Annotated in this window: 7 protein-coding genes; 5 read left to right on the top strand and 2 right to left on the bottom strand. The window is 63.9% G+C overall.

The features are described 5' to 3' along the window. Nucleotides 1–28 precede the first annotated feature (28 nt). Nucleotides 29–562, top strand: a complete 534-nt coding sequence (locus P3T42_RS32930) for a ClpXP protease specificity-enhancing factor (RefSeq protein ID WP_429308395.1) — start codon at nucleotides 29–31, stop codon at nucleotides 560–562. Nucleotides 563–642: 80 nt separating this feature from the next. Here the strand turns inward: P3T42_RS32930 and P3T42_RS32925 are convergent, their stop codons facing one another. Further along, entirely contained in the window at nucleotides 643–1,935 is a 1,293-nt protein-coding gene (locus P3T42_RS32925) for an MFS transporter (RefSeq protein WP_429308394.1), read from the bottom strand. 92 nt (nucleotides 1,936–2,027) lie between these two features. Beyond that, entirely contained in the window at nucleotides 2,028–3,218 is a 1,191-nt protein-coding gene (locus P3T42_RS32920) for a M20 aminoacylase family protein (protein WP_074301485.1), read from the bottom strand. 111 nt (nucleotides 3,219–3,329) lie between these two features. On the opposite strand from P3T42_RS32920, the gene P3T42_RS32915 reads away from it, so the two are divergent. From P3T42_RS32915 to P3T42_RS32900, 4 genes are all read left to right on the top strand, one after another. Further along, nucleotides 3,330–4,286 carry a LysR family transcriptional regulator gene (locus tag P3T42_RS32915; protein WP_074301486.1) on the top strand — a complete coding sequence of 319 codons (957 nt, stop codon included), beginning with the start codon at nucleotides 3,330–3,332 and terminating at the stop codon, nucleotides 4,284–4,286. A 325-nt stretch (nucleotides 4,287–4,611) separates the two neighbouring features. Continuing rightward, entirely contained in the window at nucleotides 4,612–4,908 is a 297-nt protein-coding gene (locus tag P3T42_RS32910) for a hypothetical protein (protein ID WP_143788521.1), read from the top strand. Further along, nucleotides 4,905–6,737, top strand: a complete 1,833-nt coding sequence (locus P3T42_RS32905) for a ShlB/FhaC/HecB family hemolysin secretion/activation protein (RefSeq protein WP_429308393.1) — start codon at nucleotides 4,905–4,907, stop codon at nucleotides 6,735–6,737. Before P3T42_RS32910 ends, P3T42_RS32905 begins: the two co-directional genes overlap by 4 nt. Beyond that, nucleotides 6,734–18,289, top strand: coding sequence for a hemagglutinin repeat-containing protein (locus P3T42_RS32900; protein ID WP_429308392.1), 11,556 nt, complete (start codon nucleotides 6,734–6,736; stop codon nucleotides 18,287–18,289). Before P3T42_RS32905 ends, P3T42_RS32900 begins: the two co-directional genes overlap by 4 nt. Nucleotides 18,290–18,292 lie beyond the last annotated feature (3 nt).

Raw genomic sequence — 18,292 nt, 5'->3', positions numbered from 1 at the left:
GGCGCCTTGCCCAGTAAGAGGACTGTTGATGCAAGAGATTTCCACGAAACCTTACCTGCTGCGCGCGCTCTACGAGTGGTGCACGGATAACGGCTATACGCCGCACATCGCGGTACGGGTCGACAATCAGACGCGGGTGCCTCGCCAGTTCGTGCGGGACAACGAAATCGTGTTGAACATCAGTTTCGAGGCGACCAGCCAGTTACAGATGGGCAACGAGTGGGTCGAGTTCAGCGCGCGCTTTTCAGGCAAGTCGCACAAGATCGAAGTGCCGGTCGCCAATGTGCTGGCCATCTATGCGCGTGAGAATGGCCAGGGGATGGCCTTCCCGGTCGAGTCGGCGGGTGGCGAGGCGACGGATTCCGGCGCGGACGCGGTGGAAGCCGATGAGGTGACGCCGCCGGTGAAGTCAGCGGGCAGCGGGCCTCGGGCGGTCGAGTCCGAACCGGCCTCTGTGCCGCGGGCGAAGGCCGATGAGGCTGACGCTGACGGCACGCCCTCTCCGGATGACGATGGATCAAAGGGTGGCGGCGGTCGCGGCCACCTGAAAGTCGTCAAGTGAAGTGAGACGATGCTGCGGGCGGATCCAGCAAGCTGATTACGCTGGAGCCGCCGCGCAGCCGCTTTCTTCGGTCAGTTTTCTCAGGCCAGTTCGCGGCCGCCGGTTTCTTCGAGCATCGAAACGGCAATCAGCGAAACAATCACACAGCCAATCATGTACCAGGCCGGGGCCATCGTATTGCCTGTCGCCTTGATGAGCCACGCAACGACCAGTTGCGAGGTACCGCCGAACACCGACACGGCGACCGCATACGCGCTCGCCAGATAACCGGCGCGCACATGCTTCGGGAAATTCTCGGGCATCAACGCATAGGCCGGCGCCGATCCCATCGTGTAGAAAATCATCAGCAGTACGATCAGGCCGAACACCACCGGCAGCGTCGGAAAGTGGTTCATCAGCCAGAAAGCCGGATACAGCAAAGCGATCAGCGCGACGCGGCCAATCAGGGTGAGCGGCTTGCGGCGCTGCAGCTTGTCCGAGAGCGCGCCCCAGACCGGGCAGAGGACCAGCGAGACGCACGCCGCGCCGATCGACACCAGCATGGACAGCTTCGCCGGCAGCTTCAGATACTGGATCGAGTAGGTCGGGATGTAGTACATCAGCACGTAAGTCGCGACGGTCATGCCCATGATCGCGAATACGGTGAGAAACCACTTCCGCACGAGGGCCGGCTCGATGCCCGCGGCTTTCGTCCTGGCCGCAGCGGGCGGCTCTTCGACGATATGCCGGCGCAGATACACGCCGACCGGCATGATCAGCACGCCCGCCAGAAACGGCACGCGCCAGCCCCAGTCGAGCAACTGTGTGCTGGTGAGCTGGTAGTTGAGCAGCGTGGCCATGCCGGAGCCGAGCAGCGCGGCGGCACCCTGGCTCGCCAGTTGCCAGCTCGCCCGAAAGCCGCGGCCGCGCGCCGAACCCGTCTCCAGCAAGGTCGCCGTTGCCGCGCCGAACTCGCCGCCTTGCGCGAAGCCCTGCAGCAGGCGGGCGAACACGATCCACGCGGGGGCGGCGAGACCGATCGTGGCGTAGCCGGGCGCAAGGCCGATCATCGCGGAACCCACTGCCATCAGGAAGATCGTCAGCGTGAGCGCCGCGCGCCGGCCGTGCTTGTCCGCGTAGTGTCCGAGCACGAAGCCGCCCACCGGCCGCGCGACGAAGCCGATCGCGAAGGCCGACAGCGCGAGCAGGGTCGAGACCACCGGATCGTGCGCGGGGAAGAACAGCTTCGCGATTGTCAGCGCAAAGAAGCTGTAGACCGTGAAGTCGAAGAACTCGAGCAGATTGCCGAAGACCGCCGCCACGACGATCCTGGTTTGGGATGCCTGCGTGGCAGCGGACGGTGCGACGGACTGCTCAATGGGCTTGGCGGACATGGTGGTTCCAGTGTGCTCAGGTTTCGCGCGCCGGTCAGGGTCGCGCGAGGCTCGTGCTAGCTCGGTGGGGAGGGCGCGGGCGCCGGCAATGCTTAAGCCTGCGCGGCGAGGAAGCGCTCCACGAGACGCGTCCAGTACGCCGCGCCGACCGTGAGGTTGTCGTCGTTGAAGTCGTAGGAGGCGTTGTGCAGCATCGGCGCGCCTTCACCGTTACCCAGGCGCAGGAAACAGCCCGGCTTTTCCTGAAGGTAATAGGCGAAATCCTCGCTGCCGGCAATCGGGCCGAAGCCGTCGATCACCCGTTCGTCGCCCACCAGTTCGCGCGCCACCTGCAGCGCCAGTTCGGTCTCCGGCGCGCTGTTCACGACGACCGGGTAGCCCGGCACATAGTTGACCTCGATCCGCGCGCCGTACGCGTCCGCATGCGCCTGGGCAAGCGTGCGGATGCGCGTCTCGAGCAGCGTGCGAACCGCGGCGTCGAACGAACGCACGCTGATCTGCAGACGCGCCGTTTCGGGGATCACGTTCGCCACGTGCCCGGCATTGAAGGCGCCGACCGTCACGACGGCGGCTTGCATCGGATCGACGCTGCGCGACACGACCGTCTGCAGCGCGGTCACCAGGGCGGCTCCAATTACGACTGGATCGACGGCCAACTGGGGCCGCGCCGCATGGCCGCCGCGGCCGTGAATCACCACTTCGACCGTATCGCAGGCCGCCATGAACGGCCCGCTGCGGAACATGAAGGTGCCGGTGGGGTAGCCCGGGTGGTTGTGCAGACCGAAGATCGCCTCACACGGAAAACGCTCGAACAGGCCGTCTTCGATCATGCGTTTGGCGCCGCTGTCCGCACCGATTTCCTCGGCGGGTTGAAATACGAGGTGCACCGTGCCGTCGAAGCGGCGCGTGCGGGCCAGATGGCGCGCCGCGCCGAGCACCATGGTCGTGTGGCCGTCGTGGCCGCACGCGTGCATCTTGCCTGGTTCGGTGCTGGCGTAGGGCAGGCCGGTTTCTTCGTTGATCGGCAAGGCGTCCATGTCGGCGCGCACGGCCACCGCGCGCGATCCTGTGCCCGCCTTGAGCGTGGCCACCATGCCGGTGCCGCCCAGACCGCGCGTCACGGCATAACCCCAGCTTTCCAGGCTCTGCGCGACGAAGTCGGAGGTCTTGAACTCCTGATAGGCCAGTTCCGGGTGGCGATGGAGATGATGGCGAATGCCACTCAGTTCGTCGCGCAGATCCTGGGTGTCGTCGAGGGAGCAGAAGTCCTGGGTGTCTGACATGGTTTGGCTTGCAGGGAAGTAAGGGTAGCGTGGAGTATTTCGCCGCCATAAAGGCCAATCAATGACGTTTTACCGTCGATAATGTTGACTTTAATGTCAACGGATTCCGCCATGTCGAACGATGCTGAAACCCTGCGCGAGACCGTCCTCAGCACCCGCAGCCTGCGCTATCTGCATGAAATCGAAGTGCACGGCGGCGTGCGGGCGGCGGCGGACGCGTTATCGATCAACGGTTCGGTCATCAGCCGCCAGGTGGCGCAGCTTGAACGCGTGCATGGCGTGGCATTGCTCGAACGGCGTGGCCGACGCGTGAGCCTCACGGAAATCGGCATGAGCCTCGTCGAGCACTTCCGTGACAGTGCGCGGCGCGACGCCGAGATGCTCGCGCAACTGGAGGACTACCGGGGCTTGCGGCGCGGGCGGCTCGAGATCGGCATTGGCGAGGGTTTCGTCGAGAAGCTGCTCGCCACCGTGCTCGAGGCTTTCAGCCTGCAATTCCCGGACATTGTGGTGGAACTGCGCGGCGGGGCGACCTCCGAAATCATTGCCATGGTCCGCAACGACGAAGTCGATCTTGGCCTGTGCGCGGGCGGCAGCAGCGACCCGGCGATTCGCGCGCGGACCTTTCGCGCCGCGCCGCTCTGCGCGCTGGTGAGCCCGCAGCATGCGCTGGCGGGCGAACGGCGAATCCGCGTCGAACAATTGGCTAACCACCGGCTGATCTTCATGCCGGCGCGCTTTGGCGTGCAGCAGTATCTGGACTCGCTGATCCGGGCGGAGCGGCTGAATTTGACGCCGGCGTATCGCTGCGACCTGTTCTCGGCGGCGCAGGCGATCGCGGCTGCGGGGCTGGGCGTCGCGTTCATGTCGACCGATGCCGCGCGGCAGTATCTGGATGCCGGAAAACTGGTCCCGCTAGAAATCGATCATCCGATTGCGCGGGAATTCGGCAGCCAGGCGATACGGCGGGTGGGGCGTCGCTTGTCGCCTGCTGCGGAATTCCTTTGGACGGAATTGATCAAGGAAATGCAGAAGCGCTGGGTGGCGACGGGAGCGAAGGCGGGGTAGAGGGCGATATTGAGTGATGTGCGTGATTATGTTCGACAAGGCCAGGTCGTGCAGTTTGTCGCGCAAACGTTTTACATACCGTGAAAATGGCGGTATTGCGTCATAAATCACCGGAAAGGCTGCTGATTTAAAAGATGCATTCAAATCACCCGATTTTAGTAATTAAATCGAAAGAAAAGGTATTCCAATAAATTACTAAAGATTTCTTCCGGTCTGCCGACATTCGTATTAAGAAAGCGAAGCCTGGTCCGACCTGACGCTACGGGCTCGCATAAAACCAACGCTACGAGTGAGCCCGCGAACGCGAAAGCGGCGGGATTGTTGCATGACCGCCCAGCACCCACTCTGGCGCGCGAGTCACGGGGATTCGCGCGCCATTCAACTTTGCCTCTGCCTGATTCAGACCTTACCGCTTGCGGCACAAGCGGCCGGGATTGTCACGCATGACGGAGCCGCGATCACCGTTTCAAATGCCGCCAACCGCAGGCAAGCCGTCAATAGCACGCTTGCGATCTCCGGCGTTTTGAATAACTCATATAGCGGCTTCAGTTTTAATGCATTTGGCATAAACAAAATAACTCCGGCATTAATAGCCGATAGCAGCACCGGAACAACGCAATGAAGAAGAACAAATCAGGCGGGATTGCACGGTCGTCGGAAGCGACCCGCAAATTCCTGGGTGCAGGTGATGCGCGCCGGACCACGTGGGGTCGGGTTTGGGTCGTATGTGCCGCGTTGGTGACGCTCTCGCATGTGGGCGTCGCGCACGCGCAAGCCGCCGATCCGCTCGGCGAACAGGAGCAGCGTCGCCGGGCACAGGACCAGGCCGCGCAGCGCGAACGCGCGCTCAATGCACCGAACGTCGAGCTTCAACCTGCCGGGCGTCCCGAGGTTGACGACGGCAAGGTGCCGGTCGAATCGCCGTGCTTCAGGCTCGACTCGCTCACGCTCGAGGTGCCGCCGGGGTTGAGCCCCATCGTCGAGGCTGCCGGGGCACGCGCGCTGTCGCCCAATCCTCTGTTCCCTGGCGAATTGATGTTCGCCAACGACTATCTGCAGCGCTACCGCGGCCAGTGTATCGGGCGCGAGGGACTCAACCTGATCGTGCATCGCGTGTTGGCGCGTGTCATCGAGAAAGGTTATTCGACGACACGCGTCGTCGTTGCACAGCAGGATCTGTCCACCGGCAAGCTGAAGCTCGAACTGATTCCGGGTGTCATCAGCGCGATCCGCTTCGCCGACCCGTCGACGTACGGTACATGGCGCAATGCGTTTCCGACCGGTCCTGGGGACCTGCTGAATCTGCGCAGCCTCGAGCAAGGTCTCGAGCAGATGAAGCGCGTGGCGAACCAGGACGTCGACATGCAGATCGTGCCGGGGCCCTCGGCCGGCGAAAGCGACGTCGTGATCGCAGTCAAGCGCCAGAAGCCGTGGGCGCTGGCCTTGAGCGCCGACGACAGCGGCCTGAAATCCACCGGCCGGTATCAGGGGACGGTGACCCTTGCGATCGACAACCCGCTCGGGCTCTCCGACATTTTCAACATCAGCTACAACCACGACATCGATGGGCATCCTGGGCAATACGGCACGCACGGCAGCAGTGCCGATTACTCGATTCCCTGGGGCAACTGGACTTTCACCGCGACGGCGAGCCAGTACGACTATCACGAGCAGATTGCCGGTGCCTTCAGCACGCTGGTGTCGAGCGGCAAGTCGGAGACCTTCGACGTCAAGACGGAGTACCAGTTCTATCGCAATCAGGTACAGAAAAATTCGCTCGAATTCCGTGTGGGCAAGTACTTCAGCGAAGCGTTCGTCGACGGCACGGAACTCGGTGTCCAGCATCGCGACAACAGCTTTGCGGAGATCGGCTGGGAGCACAAGCACTACTTCGGGGCCGCGCAGCTGGACAGTACGCTCACATACCGCTGGGGCGTCCCCTGGTTGGGTGCGCAGCCCGATTTTCCGGGTGTGGGTGGCGGTACGCCAACCTACTACTACCACATCGAAACGCTCAACGCGACGCTGAACGTGCCATTCGCGATCGCCGGTTTGCCGCTGCGCTACACGGCGACAGTGAGTGCGCAGAACTCGCCGAGTCTGCTCTATTCGACCGAGTATTTCTCGATCGGCGGTCGCTACACGGTACGCGGCTTTGACGGCAACACGCTGCTCGCTGCGGAGAAGGGCGCCTTCATGCGCAACGATCTGGAGTTGCCGATCCTGCGAACGGGGCAGGCCTTGTACGTGGGTCTCGACGGAGGTGAAGTCTTCGGTCCCGAAGCGCACAACCTGCTGGGCCGGCGCCTCGCCGGCGCGGTGATCGGCCTGCGCGGCAATCTCTATCAGCGCGTCAGCTACGACGCTTTTATCGGCGGCCCGTTGTACCAGCCCGCCGGCTTCCCGAACCACTGGCCAGTGGCGGGCTTCAGCGTGAGTTTCCTGCTATGAACAAGCATATCTATCGGGTTATTTTCAACGCAGCCCGTGGTCTCTGGACGGCTGTGCAGGAAACCGCAACGGGCTCCGGAAAGGGGCGTTCGGTCGGCACGCCTCGCCGCACGCGGCTGATGCGCGCGGCTGCGGCCTCGATCGACATGCTGTCGATGCGGCACATGGCATTTGCCGCGCTGTGCGCGCTCGGCATGCAACCGGTACTGGTCGAAGCCCAGGTCGTCGCGGCACCTGGATCGGGGAGCCGGCCGATCGTCGGCGTAACCGCGAACGGCTTGCCGATCGTCCAGATCGCCACGCCGAACGGCGCGGGCGTCTCGAACAACCCGTACACGCAGTACAACGTCGGTTCGCAAGGCCTGATCCTGAATAACTCGCCTGGCAATGTGCAGACCCAGCTGGGCGGGTACGTGACCGGCAACCCGAACCTTGGCGCCGGAAGCGCGCGCGTCATCGTGAATCAGGTGGTGGGTGGCAATGCGAGCCAGTTGCTGGGCTACAGCGAAGTGGCGGGCCAGAAGGCCGATGTGGTGATCGCCAACCCGGCTGGCATTTACTGTAACGGTTGCGGGTTTATCAATACGAGCCGCGGCGTCCTGACGACGGGCACACCGGTCTTCGGCGGAACGGGTAGCCTGGATGCGTTTCACGTGACGGGTGGCCAGATCCAGATCGGCCCGGCGGGGCTCAACGGAAGCAACGTTGACGAGGTGGACCTGATCGCGCGCAGCGTGGCCGTCAACGGCAAGCTCTGGGCGGGGCAGTCGCTGAACGTCGTGACGGGCAACAACGACGTGCGGTATGGCGACCTGGGCGCGCAATCGCTCGGCGCGGACGGCAACAGTCCGGCGGTGGCGATCGACGTCGCGCAGCTCGGCGGCATGTACGCCGGCAAGATCATGCTGGTGGGGACGGACGCGGGCGTCGGCGTCAACAGCGCCGGCACGATCGCGGCGCAATCCGGCGACGTGTCGATCAGCAGCCAGGGCAAGGTGATGCTGTCGGGTACGACGGGCGCGAACGGCAATGTGTCGATCGCCGCGGCGGGTGATGTGTCGAACAGCGGTTCCGTCTATGCGACGCAGAATGCGACGTTGAACAGCCAGGGGCAGGTGAGCAACAGCGGCACGGTGGCCGCGCTCGGCAACACGACCGTCACGGGCGCGAGCATCAATTCGGGCGGTTCGCTCGGTGCCGGCATCGATGCGAACGGCAACGTCACGGGAAGCGGCAGCCTCGCGGTGACTGGCGCCGGCAGCGTGAGCGCTACGGGTCGGCAGATGGCTGGCGGCAATCTCGCGCTCTCGGGCAGCAGTCTGAACATGACTGGCGCGCAAACGCTCGCAACGGGCAATGCGTCCCTGACGGCAACGGGCGCCGGCGGCGACACCGGCAACATCGTGCATACGGGCGGGTCGCTGCAGGCGGGCGGCAGTCTGAGCGTCAATGCCGTAGGGACCGTCACGAACGATCAGGGGCAGGTCGGCGCTGCACAATTGAGCGTGACGGCGGGCAGCATCTCGAATCGCAGCGGCACGCTGTCGCAAACCGGTGCGGGCAACACGACGCTGGCTGCCTCGGGGGCGTTCGACAATACCGGTGGCACGGTCACGACGAACGCGCAAAACACGGCGATCCGCACGGGTAGCCTGACCAACGCGAGCGGCACGATCAGTCAGTCGGGCACGGGTGCGCTGAATGTCCAGACCGGCGCGCTCGACAACAGCAGCGGCAGCATCGCCACGAACGGTGTAGCGACGATCGCGGCGACCGGCCTCAAAAACGGCTCCGGCTCGATCACGTCGGCGCAGGCGCTCACTGTGGCGTCGAACGGCGACATCGACAATACGGCGGGCCGGCTCGAAGCGGCCGGAGCGGTGAACGTCTCGGGCGCGAACGTGCAGAACACGGCCGGGCGCATCGTATCGGATAACGGCGACGGTCTCACGCTCACGGCGAGCGGGCAGATCACGAATGCGGCGGGCACGACCGTGCAGGGTGCGACGGGTGGTGTGATCGGCGGCAACGGTAATGCGACGATCGACGCGGCAACGCTCGCCAACAGCGGGACGGTCACGGCCGCGCAGAATCTGGGCGTGACGACTTCGGGAGCGCTCAACGACAACGGCGGCTCGATGAGCGGCGCGACGCTCGAGGCGAACGCAGGGTCGCTGACGAACGCGAACGGCACGATCAGCGCGGACACCGTGTTGCTTACCGCGCCGCAGCTCGACAACAGCGGCGGCAAGATCACGGCGAACCAGATCAGTCTGAGCGCCACCAGCCTGACGAACCAGAACGGCACGCTTACCCAGCTCGGCTCGGGGGTAATGGGCGTGAATGTCAGCGGCACGCTCGACAATTCGGGCGGCGGTGTGATCCAGACCAACAGCACGGACCTGACGCTTGCGCCGTCGACGTTGAACAACAGCGGCGGCACGATCACGCATGCGGGGACCGGCACGCTGACGATCGATGCGGGCAATGGCACGGGGGCGCTGACGAACGTTGGCGGCAAGATCGTGACGAACGGTCTGGCGAACCTGTCGGCCGGCAGCATGGACGATACCGGTGGCGCGATCACCGGACAGGGCGGATTGAATGCGACGGTTGCCGGGGCGTTGAACAACACCAACGGACAGCTTGAATCGAGCGCCGATCTGCGCGTCGCAAGCGGTGGCGCCATTACGAATGCCAACGGCACGATCGCTGCGTCGGGCAATAACACGGTGCAGGCCGCGTCGCTCGCGAACGGTGGAAGCATTACGGCTGGGGGGAATCTCAACACCACTGTCAGCGGCACGCTCGACAACGGCAACGGGACGCTGAGCGCACAGACGGTCACGGCGAACGCCGCGTCGCTCACGAACGCGAACGGGACCATCAGCGCCGACACGGTGTCCCTAACCGCGCCGCAGCTCGACAACAGTGGCGGGAAGATCACGACGAACCAGCTCGCGCTCACCGCCACGAACCTGACAAACGAAGGCGGGTCGATCACGCAGCTCGGCAGCGGGACGATGGCGCTTGGCGTCAGCGGCACACTCGACAACTCGAACGGTGGTTCGATCCAGACCAACAGCACGGACCTGACCATTGCGCCGTCGACGTTGAACAACGACGGCGGCACGATCACGCATGCCGGCACCGGCACGCTGACGATCGACCCGCACAACGGCGCGGGGTCGCTGACGAACGTCGGCGGCAAGATCGTGACGAATGGCCAGGCGAACCTGACGGCCGGCACCGTGGACGACACCGACGGCACGATCACCGGACAGGCCGGATTGAATGCGACGGTTGCGGGTGCATTGAACAACGCCGGTGGGCAGCTTGAGTCGAATGGGAACCTGAGCGTCGCAAGCGGCTCGACTATCACCAACACGAACGGCACGATCGCCGCGTCGGGCAATAACACGGTGCAGGCCGCGTCGCTCACGAACGGCGGCAGCATCACCGCCGGACAGGCTCTCGACGCCACCGTCAGCGGCACGCTCGACAACGCAAGCGGGACCTTGAGCGGTCAGACGATCACCGCGAACGCGGCGTCGTTCACGAACGCGAACGGCGTGGTGAGCGGCAATGCGGTATCGATGGCGATTGCGCAGCTCAACAACAATAACGGCCGGATCACCACGAACCAGCTTGGTGTTACTGCAACGAACCTGACGAACGAAGGTGGCTCGATTACTCAGCTCGGCACCGGGGTGATGGGACTCGGTGTGAGCGGCACGCTGGACAACTCGAACGGCGGCGTGCTCCAGAGCAATGGCACGGACCTGACACTCGCGCCGTCGACGTTGAACAACAACGGCGGCACGATCACGCATGCCGGCACCGGCACGCTGACGATCGACCCGCACAACGGCAGCGGATCGCTGACGAACGTCGGCGGCAGCATCGTGACCAATGGCCAGGCCCTGGTGTCGGTCGGCAGTCTCGACAACACCAGGGGCAAGCTGGCTGCGCAGGGTCTCCTAACCGCCACCGTTCAGGGCATGCTGAACAACACGAACGGGCGGCTGTCATCGGGCACCGGGCTCAACGCCAGCAGCAGCGGCGAGCTGCTCAATGCCGGGGGCGTGATCGGCGCGGGCGGTGCGGCGACAGGCAGCACGCTGAGCCTCACCGCCTCGTCGATCGACAACTCGGGCGGGGCGATCACCAACCTCGGCAATGGTGCAACGACAATCAACGGCGGTAACGGGATTACCAACAGCAATGCCGGCGGCGCGTCCGGCATGGGCTCGATCAGCGGCAACGGCAATGTGACGCTGAACGCGACGTCCCTCTCGAACACGCAGGGCGGCCAGCTGAGCGGTGCGAACCTGCAGATCAACGCCGGCAATCTGGACAACACCGGTGGTGAAATCGGCAATGTCGCGAACGTGACGGGAGACGTCGGGATCACGACGGGCACGCTGAGCGACATGAGCGGCCAGATCAACGCGTCCCGGAATCTGTCCGTCACCGCCAATACACTCGCGAACGGCGGCACGTACAGCGCGGTCAACGATCTTTCGCTGAATCTGCAAGGGGACTTCACCACCTCGCCGAGCTACAGCTTCAGTGCGGGCCACAATCTGACCTTCACGCTGCCCGGCACGTTCAGCAACGGCGGCGTGCTGTCGGCTGTGAACGGCCTCACGATCAGCGCGAGCGATATCGAAAACGCAGGGGCGTTGGGCGCCGGCGGCCTGCTGACCACGCACTCGAACACGCTGACCAATACAGGCACGATTGTCGGCGGCAGCGTGTCGCTCAATGCCACACAAACCCTGTCGAATCTCGGCCCGAGCGCGCTGATCGGTGCAACGGACAGCGCGGGTACGCTCGAGCTGCTCGCACCGGACATCGAGAACCGGGACGATACGACCGCCACCGACACGCAGGCGACGACCGCGATCTACGGCCTTGGCAACGTCGTCCTCGCCGGCGGCAAGGACGCGAATGGCAATTACATCAACGCGAATCTGATCCACAACCAGTCTGCGCTGATCCAGTCGCAAGGCAACATGGAGCTCGACGCGAACCAGGTGACGAACACCCGGCGCGTGATGACCACGACCGGCTTCACGTCGTCGGTCGATCCGGCGCTGCTGACGAGCCTCGGCATCAGCCTGTCTGGGTGTACCGCGATCAACATTGCTGCGTGCTCCGGTCAGAATGTGGGCTGGACCACTCCGGATAACCCGGCCTTCCTGACCATGATTGGCGGTGTGTACACGGTGCCGCCCAACGGCGGCCAGTGGAACAGCGGCTATCAGTACACGACCTATACGGGTACCGCGGTCGCCAACACGATCGCGTCCATCAGTCCGGAATCGCAGATCATCGCCGGCGGCAACCTGAACGCGTCGTCGGTCGGGACGTTCCAGAACTACTGGAGCGCGGTCGCAGCAACCGGCAACATCGCCGCGCCAGCCACCCTCGACCAGAACAGCTGGCAAGGCCAGACGGCGCCGCAGGTGCAGGTCACCTACTCGGGCGAATATCACTACAACAACTACGACAACAGCGAGCACGACTGGCAACTGCCGTTCGGCGATGCTCCCTTTGTCGGCTCCAATCCCGGCGGATACACCCAGGCGGCGCCAGCCGACGTCCGTACGTACGCGTTGCCAGGTTATGAATCCAGCTTCACGGCGGGCGGCACGCTCAGCGGCACGGGCGTGACAATCGACAATACGGCGGGCAACGCGGGCGTCACGCCGCTCGGCCTTCTGCCCGGCCAGACCGTATCGGGCACGGGAGCCGGTTCCGTGAGCGGCTCGATCGGCGCGCATGACGTGGGCGTGATTGGCATGGGTGAGGTGAGCGGATCGCTCTTCACCGGCGGTGGCGTCGCTGGGGGTTTCGTGGCGGTCCGGGGCGGCGAGATACTCAACAGCGGCCTCGCGAACTTCAACAACCCGATCATCGCGGCTGCGACGGCCGTCAAGGTGCTCAACAACATCACGGTGCCTACCGGCGGACTCTTCAGTCCGGATACGGCGCCCAACGCGCCGTACCTGGTCGAGACGAACCCGGCCTTCACGAGCCAGCAGCAGTTTCTCTCGAGCAATTACTACTTCCAGCAACTGGGCATGAACCCCAGCCAGATCCAGGAGCGGCTGGGCGACGGGTTCTACGAGCAGCAGCTCGTGCAGAACCAGATCCTGTCGATGACCGGGAAATCGGTGCTCACGAACTATGCGGACACGCAGGACGAGTACGAGGCATTGATGACCTCGGGCGCCCAGCTCGCGAAGTCGCTCGATCTGGCGCCCGGTACCGGCCTGTCGCCCGCGCAGGTGGCACAACTGACGAGCAACGTGGTCATCATGCAGACGCAGATCGTCGACGGGCAGTCGGTGCTCGTGCCGGTGGTCTATCTGGCGCAGGCGAGCCAGCAGAATATGGCTAACGGTCCGGTGATCGCGGCGACGAACATCGATCTGCAGAACGCACAGTCGGTCACCAACAGCGGCACGATTTCGGCGACGAACAGCTTCGCCGTCAGCGCACAAAGCATCGACAGTTCGTTCGGGACGTTGCAAAGCGGTGGGCAGATGTCGCTCGTGACGACAGGCGACGTGAACCTGACGTCGGCGACCGTCAACGCCGGTAGCCTCGCGCTGCAGGCCGGGGGCAACCTGGTGCTGAACACGGCGGCGAACACGCTGAGCCAGGTGAGCGCCAGCGGCGCGACGCGTGTGACGACGACGCTCGGGCCGACGGCGAGCATCAACGTAGCGGGCAACGCGGCGATCGTGACCGGTGGCAACTTCGTGCAGGACGCGGGCAATCTGAATGTGGGCGGTGCGCTCGGCATGAGTATCGGCGGCAACTGGACGCTTGGCGCCCAGCAGACCGGCGAGACAAAGGTGGTGGCGCTTGCGAACGGCGTGTCTGACACGAGCATCGTGAGCGACGTGGGCAGCGGCGTGAAGGTGGGCGGCTTGTCTTCGATCATGGTGGGCGGCGATCTCACGGCGACCGGCGCGAACATCAGCCTGGGCGGCGGCGGAGCAGTTGAGGCTGCCGGCAACGTGACGCTGCAGGCGGCGACGGCGACCTCGACCGTCGACGCCAACAGTTCCGGTAGCGACCATCACGGCAGCTACTCGTCGACGCTGCACACCTCCGACGACGCGGTGACGGGCACGACGCTCAATAGCGGCGACAGTCTTGCCATCGTGTCGGGCAAGGACATCAACGTGGTGGGCAGCACGGTCTCGCTCGACAAGGGCAACGCGCTATTGATGGCGGCAGGCAGCGTCAATGTCGGCGCCACGACGGAGACGCATGTCTCGGACAGCTACCAGACCGGTAGCCACAGCGGCGTCGCGAGCCACACGAGTGCGGTCGATCAGGTCGACCAGACCGCGACGTACGCCGATGGCAGCACGATCTCGGCCGATGGGGTGACGGTCGTGTCCGGCAAGGACATCAACGTGACCGGCAGCAGTATCGTCGGTACCAACAGCGTCGCACTCGCCGCGCAGGGCAACGTCAATATTCTTGCCGCAACGGATACCTATCAGGATTCCGAATATCACGACGTCAAGCATTCGGGGCTGTCGGGAAGCGGCGGCATTGGCTTTAGCGTCGGCTCCAGCGAGCAGAAGGATCAGTACGACACGAATTCCGTCACCCAGAGCCAGTCGCGCAGTGCGGTGGGTAGCGTGGCAGGTAATGTATCGATCGCCGCCGGCAAGGATGTCCATATCGGCGGCAGCGACATCGTCGCTGGCCAGGCGGCGAATGACACCACCGGTGCGACGGGCAACATCAGCATTCAGGCGCAGAACATCACGATTGACCCGAGTCAGGACACCTCGCAGGCGCAGGACCAGCAGAGCTCGCGCTCCAGCGGCTTCACGGTCGCGGTGACCGGCACGCCGCTCGATACTGCGCGCAATCTGCAGTCGGCTGGATCGTCGGGCAATGCTTACCAGCGCAGCACAGGCATTGCCACCGAACTGGGCGCCAGCGCACTCGATACGCCGTCGATTTCGTTATCCTATGGAAGCAGTAAAAGCTCCAGCACGACCGACGTGTCCAGCATAAGCAACGCGGGCAGCACGATCCGGGGGGCCGGCAATGTGACTCTGACGGCAACCGGTGGCGCGCTGAAGGACGCGAACGGCAATCCGCTGGACGGGGATATCACCGTCACGGGTTCGACGATCACGGCGGGAGCGGCGGCCACGTTCGAAGCCAACCGCAACGTGACCTTCCAGGCGTCCACGAATCAGACGCAACAGAGCACGCAGTCGAGCAGCTCCAGCATGGGGATTTCGTTGGCGGCGCCGAGTCTGGGGGACGCGGTGCGCTGGATTTCCGGTGGACCGAACAGCGGCGGCGTTGGCCCGTCGCCCTACAACGCGAGCAGCAGTAGCGCGAATGGCAATTCGTCCACGACGCAGCAGACCGCGACGGTAGTCACCGGCAACAGCGTGGTGGTGAAAAGCACAACGGGCGATATCAATGTCATCGGCTCGGGTATCAGCGGCAACCAGGCCGTCAGCCTGATCGCGTCTCAAGGCGCAATCAACGTGCTGGCCGGCACCGATGCGAACACCGACTATCAGGAGTCCAGCAGTCATCAGATCGGCGACCTGGGCAGTAATGGCACGGGAACCGGCTTTAGCGTTGGTGTGGCTAGCAGTCACTCTGTACAGGACACCAACGCGCAGACACAAAGCACGATTCGCAGCCAGATCGTGAGCAAGAGCGGCGACGTGACGCTCGACGCGAATCAGGACGTCACCGTGCAGGGTTCCGACCTGTCTGCCGGTAAAGACCTGACGCTGATCGGCAAAGACCTGAACCTCGATCCGGGCAACGATGCGACGCAAAGCAGCGTCAGTCAGAGTTCGAGCCAGTTCGGCGTGACGTTGGCGCTGGGCGGCACGGTGGGCAACGCGGTAGCCACCGTCAATCAGGCGATGACGACGCAGTCGAGTGACGCGAACAATCCGCGACTCGCCGCACTCGACAAGGCTGAGGCAGGACTGGCTGCCTATGGTGCCTACCAGGCGGCGACGTCGAACACGGCAAGTTCACCGGCGCTGATCAAGGCGACCGTGAGCATCGGCGGTGGCACGAGCCATAGTGAGTCGCAGAGCACTTCAACGACGACCGACGGCAGCACGCTCACCGCAGGCGGCGCAGCGACGCTGATTGCCACCGGCAGCGGTGCGACAGATGCGAACGGCAACGCCACCGACGGAGACATCAATTCCGTCGGCACGCAGATCACCGCGCAGAACGTGACGCTGAGCGCGGCACGCGATATCAATCTGTTGAGCGCGCAGAATACGACGCAGAATTCGAGCAGTAACAGCAGCACGAGTGCGAGCATCGGTGTGGGAGCGAGTCTGGGTGGCACGCAGAACGGCTTCACGATTGACCTGGCCGCGAGCGGCGCGAAGGGCAACGCGAACGGTCAGAGCGTCACGAACGAGAACACGCAGATTACTGCCGCGAATACGGTTTCGATCACGAGCGGTCGGGATACGAATCTGATCGGTGCCGAGGTGTCGGGCAATACGGTGGACGCGAACGTGGGCCGCAATCTCACGATTACCAGTCCGCAGGACACCAACACGTATAACAGCCAGCAGTCGAGCGCGGGGTTCCAGGCGAGTATTTGCGTGCCGCCGATCTGTTATGGCCAGACCGTGAGTGGTAGCGCGAGCGCCAGCGATCAGACGATCAAGGACAACTTCCAGTCGGTGGGCCAGCAGAGTGGGATCTATGCGGGCACGGGCGGGTTTGATGTCAACGTGGGTAACCATACGCAATTGAACGGTGGTGTTGTTGCGAGTACGGCGACGGCTGACAACAACACGCTGTCGACGCAGACGTTCGGCTATACCAACCTGCAGAACACCGCGCAGTCGTCGGGATCGACGGTTGGTTTCAGCGCAAGCGGTGGGGCTGGGCAGAGCACGCCGGACGGTGTGAGCTTTACGCCGCCAGTCCAGACCGGCAGCAGCACGCCTGGTGCACAGAACTCGCAGGGCCAGGGACCGCTCGGTTTTGGCGTGGCGGGAACGAGCAGCAGCGCATCCGGGACGACCTACGCGGCGGTGAGTCCGGGCACGATCACTGTGCGCGGCGACGCCGGGACGGGGCAGGACAGCACGGCGGGTCTGAGCCGCGACACGGCTAACGCGAATGGCTCCGTGCAGAACACGTTCAATGCGCAGACTGTGGCCAACGACATGGCGATCCAGCAGGTCACGGGTCAGGTTGGGATGCAGGTGGTGGGGGATGTTGCGACTGCGCTGGAGAACAAGGCCAATGCAGCGGTTGCCAAAGACCAGTCGGCTCTTGACGCAGCCGAAGCTTCGGGCGATCCGGCCAGCATCGCGCAGGCGCAGGCCAATCTCACTTCTGACCAGCAGCAGGCGGCGTTGTGGGGTAACGATGGTGCGGCACGCATTGGCGCGCATGCCGCAGTCGCTGCGCTCGGTGCAGGGTTGGGCGGCGGGAGCATCGCGGGTGCTGTTGGTGGGACCGTTGCGGGCGATGAGGCTGGCAACGCGGTCGACAGCATTGTGGGTGGCAATCCGACGCTGGCTGGCACACTCCTGTCCAACATCGCCTCGGGCGCGGCAGGTGCGATTGCCGGCGGCGCCCTCGGCGGTTCGGCGGGCGCGCTGAGTGGCGCGAACGGCGCGTTGAGCGCGGACCTGTACAACCGGCAACTGCATCCAGAAGAACGCACCTGGGCAATGCAGCATGCGAATGATTTTGCAGCGTATTACGAGCGCACTACTGGTCAGGCGATTTCATCGACAGATGCGCAAAACATGCTGCTCGCGAACGGCTACATTCGAGTCGATAACGCCGCTGCGAGCGGGCCTGGTTACAACGCAGTGGCAGCGCAGTACCTTACGGCGAATGCCGGAAGCCTGTTCTCAGCGACGCCGGCTCAAATGGCAAGCCCTCTGTCGGGCGGGAATCCAGATGGTACGCCGACACCTGAGCAGATGGCCTTGCCGGGTTCAACGGCGCATCCGGCGATTGGTTTGGCAATTGCGGGAGCGTTGGCAGCGCCCGCTATACTCCCCGCATTGGCAGCGATACCGGGCGCACCGATCTTGAGCTCAGGCGGTGCATTGGGTTCGGGGGCATGGGCTTCACCTGTTGGAATTGGCGTTATCACTGGCGCAGTGAATGCTTCATCGCAGTATATCCAGACTGGCTCTGTCAATCCTGTTGACGTAGGCTATGCTGCTCTTGCTGGTGGGCTAGGTACTGCCGGTGGACTTCTATGGAATATCGCTGTCAATGCGGGAACGGGAGCAGCGGATACCTATACAAACAATAAGATTTTAGGAAAAAGCGATAGCATCGCTACTGGGTCACTAGTAAACGCTGGTGCAGCGATCATCGGTTATGGTATAGGCCTAACGGCTCAGAATTTGCTTCCGGCGACGAACTGGTTTATTCCGAACAATATACCCGTAATTGGCGCAGGTGCAGCAGGTGCTGCGGGGTCGGAGATGGGCACCAAAGGCATCAATGACGCAAAAAGCAATATGGGAAAATAGAGC

The sequence above is a fragment of the Paraburkholderia sp. GAS38 genome, assembly GCF_050434965.1.
In the GTDB taxonomy this organism is placed as follows: domain Bacteria; phylum Pseudomonadota; class Gammaproteobacteria; order Burkholderiales; family Burkholderiaceae; genus Paraburkholderia; species Paraburkholderia phenazinium_A.
The sequence above is the reverse complement of the archived record's forward strand: the minus strand, read 5'-3'. Positions and strand labels throughout refer to the sequence as shown.

Bases quoted from the DNA above. Each gene is read 5' to 3' on its own strand.
- P3T42_RS32915 (WP_074301486.1), top strand. From the start codon at position 3,330: ATGTCGAACGATGCTGAAACCCTGCGCGAGACCGTCCTCAGCACCCGC.
- P3T42_RS32900 (WP_429308392.1), top strand. From the start codon at position 6,734: ATGAACAAGCATATCTATCGGGTTATTTTCAACGCAGCCCGTGGTCTC.
- P3T42_RS32920 (WP_074301485.1), bottom strand. From the start codon at position 3,218: ATGTCAGACACCCAGGACTTCTGCTCCCTCGACGACACCCAGGATCTG.
- P3T42_RS32930 (WP_429308395.1), top strand. From the start codon at position 29: ATGCAAGAGATTTCCACGAAACCTTACCTGCTGCGCGCGCTCTACGAG.
- P3T42_RS32905 (WP_429308393.1), top strand. From the start codon at position 4,905: ATGAAGAAGAACAAATCAGGCGGGATTGCACGGTCGTCGGAAGCGACC.
- P3T42_RS32925 (WP_429308394.1), bottom strand. From the start codon at position 1,935: ATGTCCGCCAAGCCCATTGAGCAGTCCGTCGCACCGTCCGCTGCCACG.
- P3T42_RS32910 (WP_143788521.1), top strand. From the start codon at position 4,612: ATGACCGCCCAGCACCCACTCTGGCGCGCGAGTCACGGGGATTCGCGC.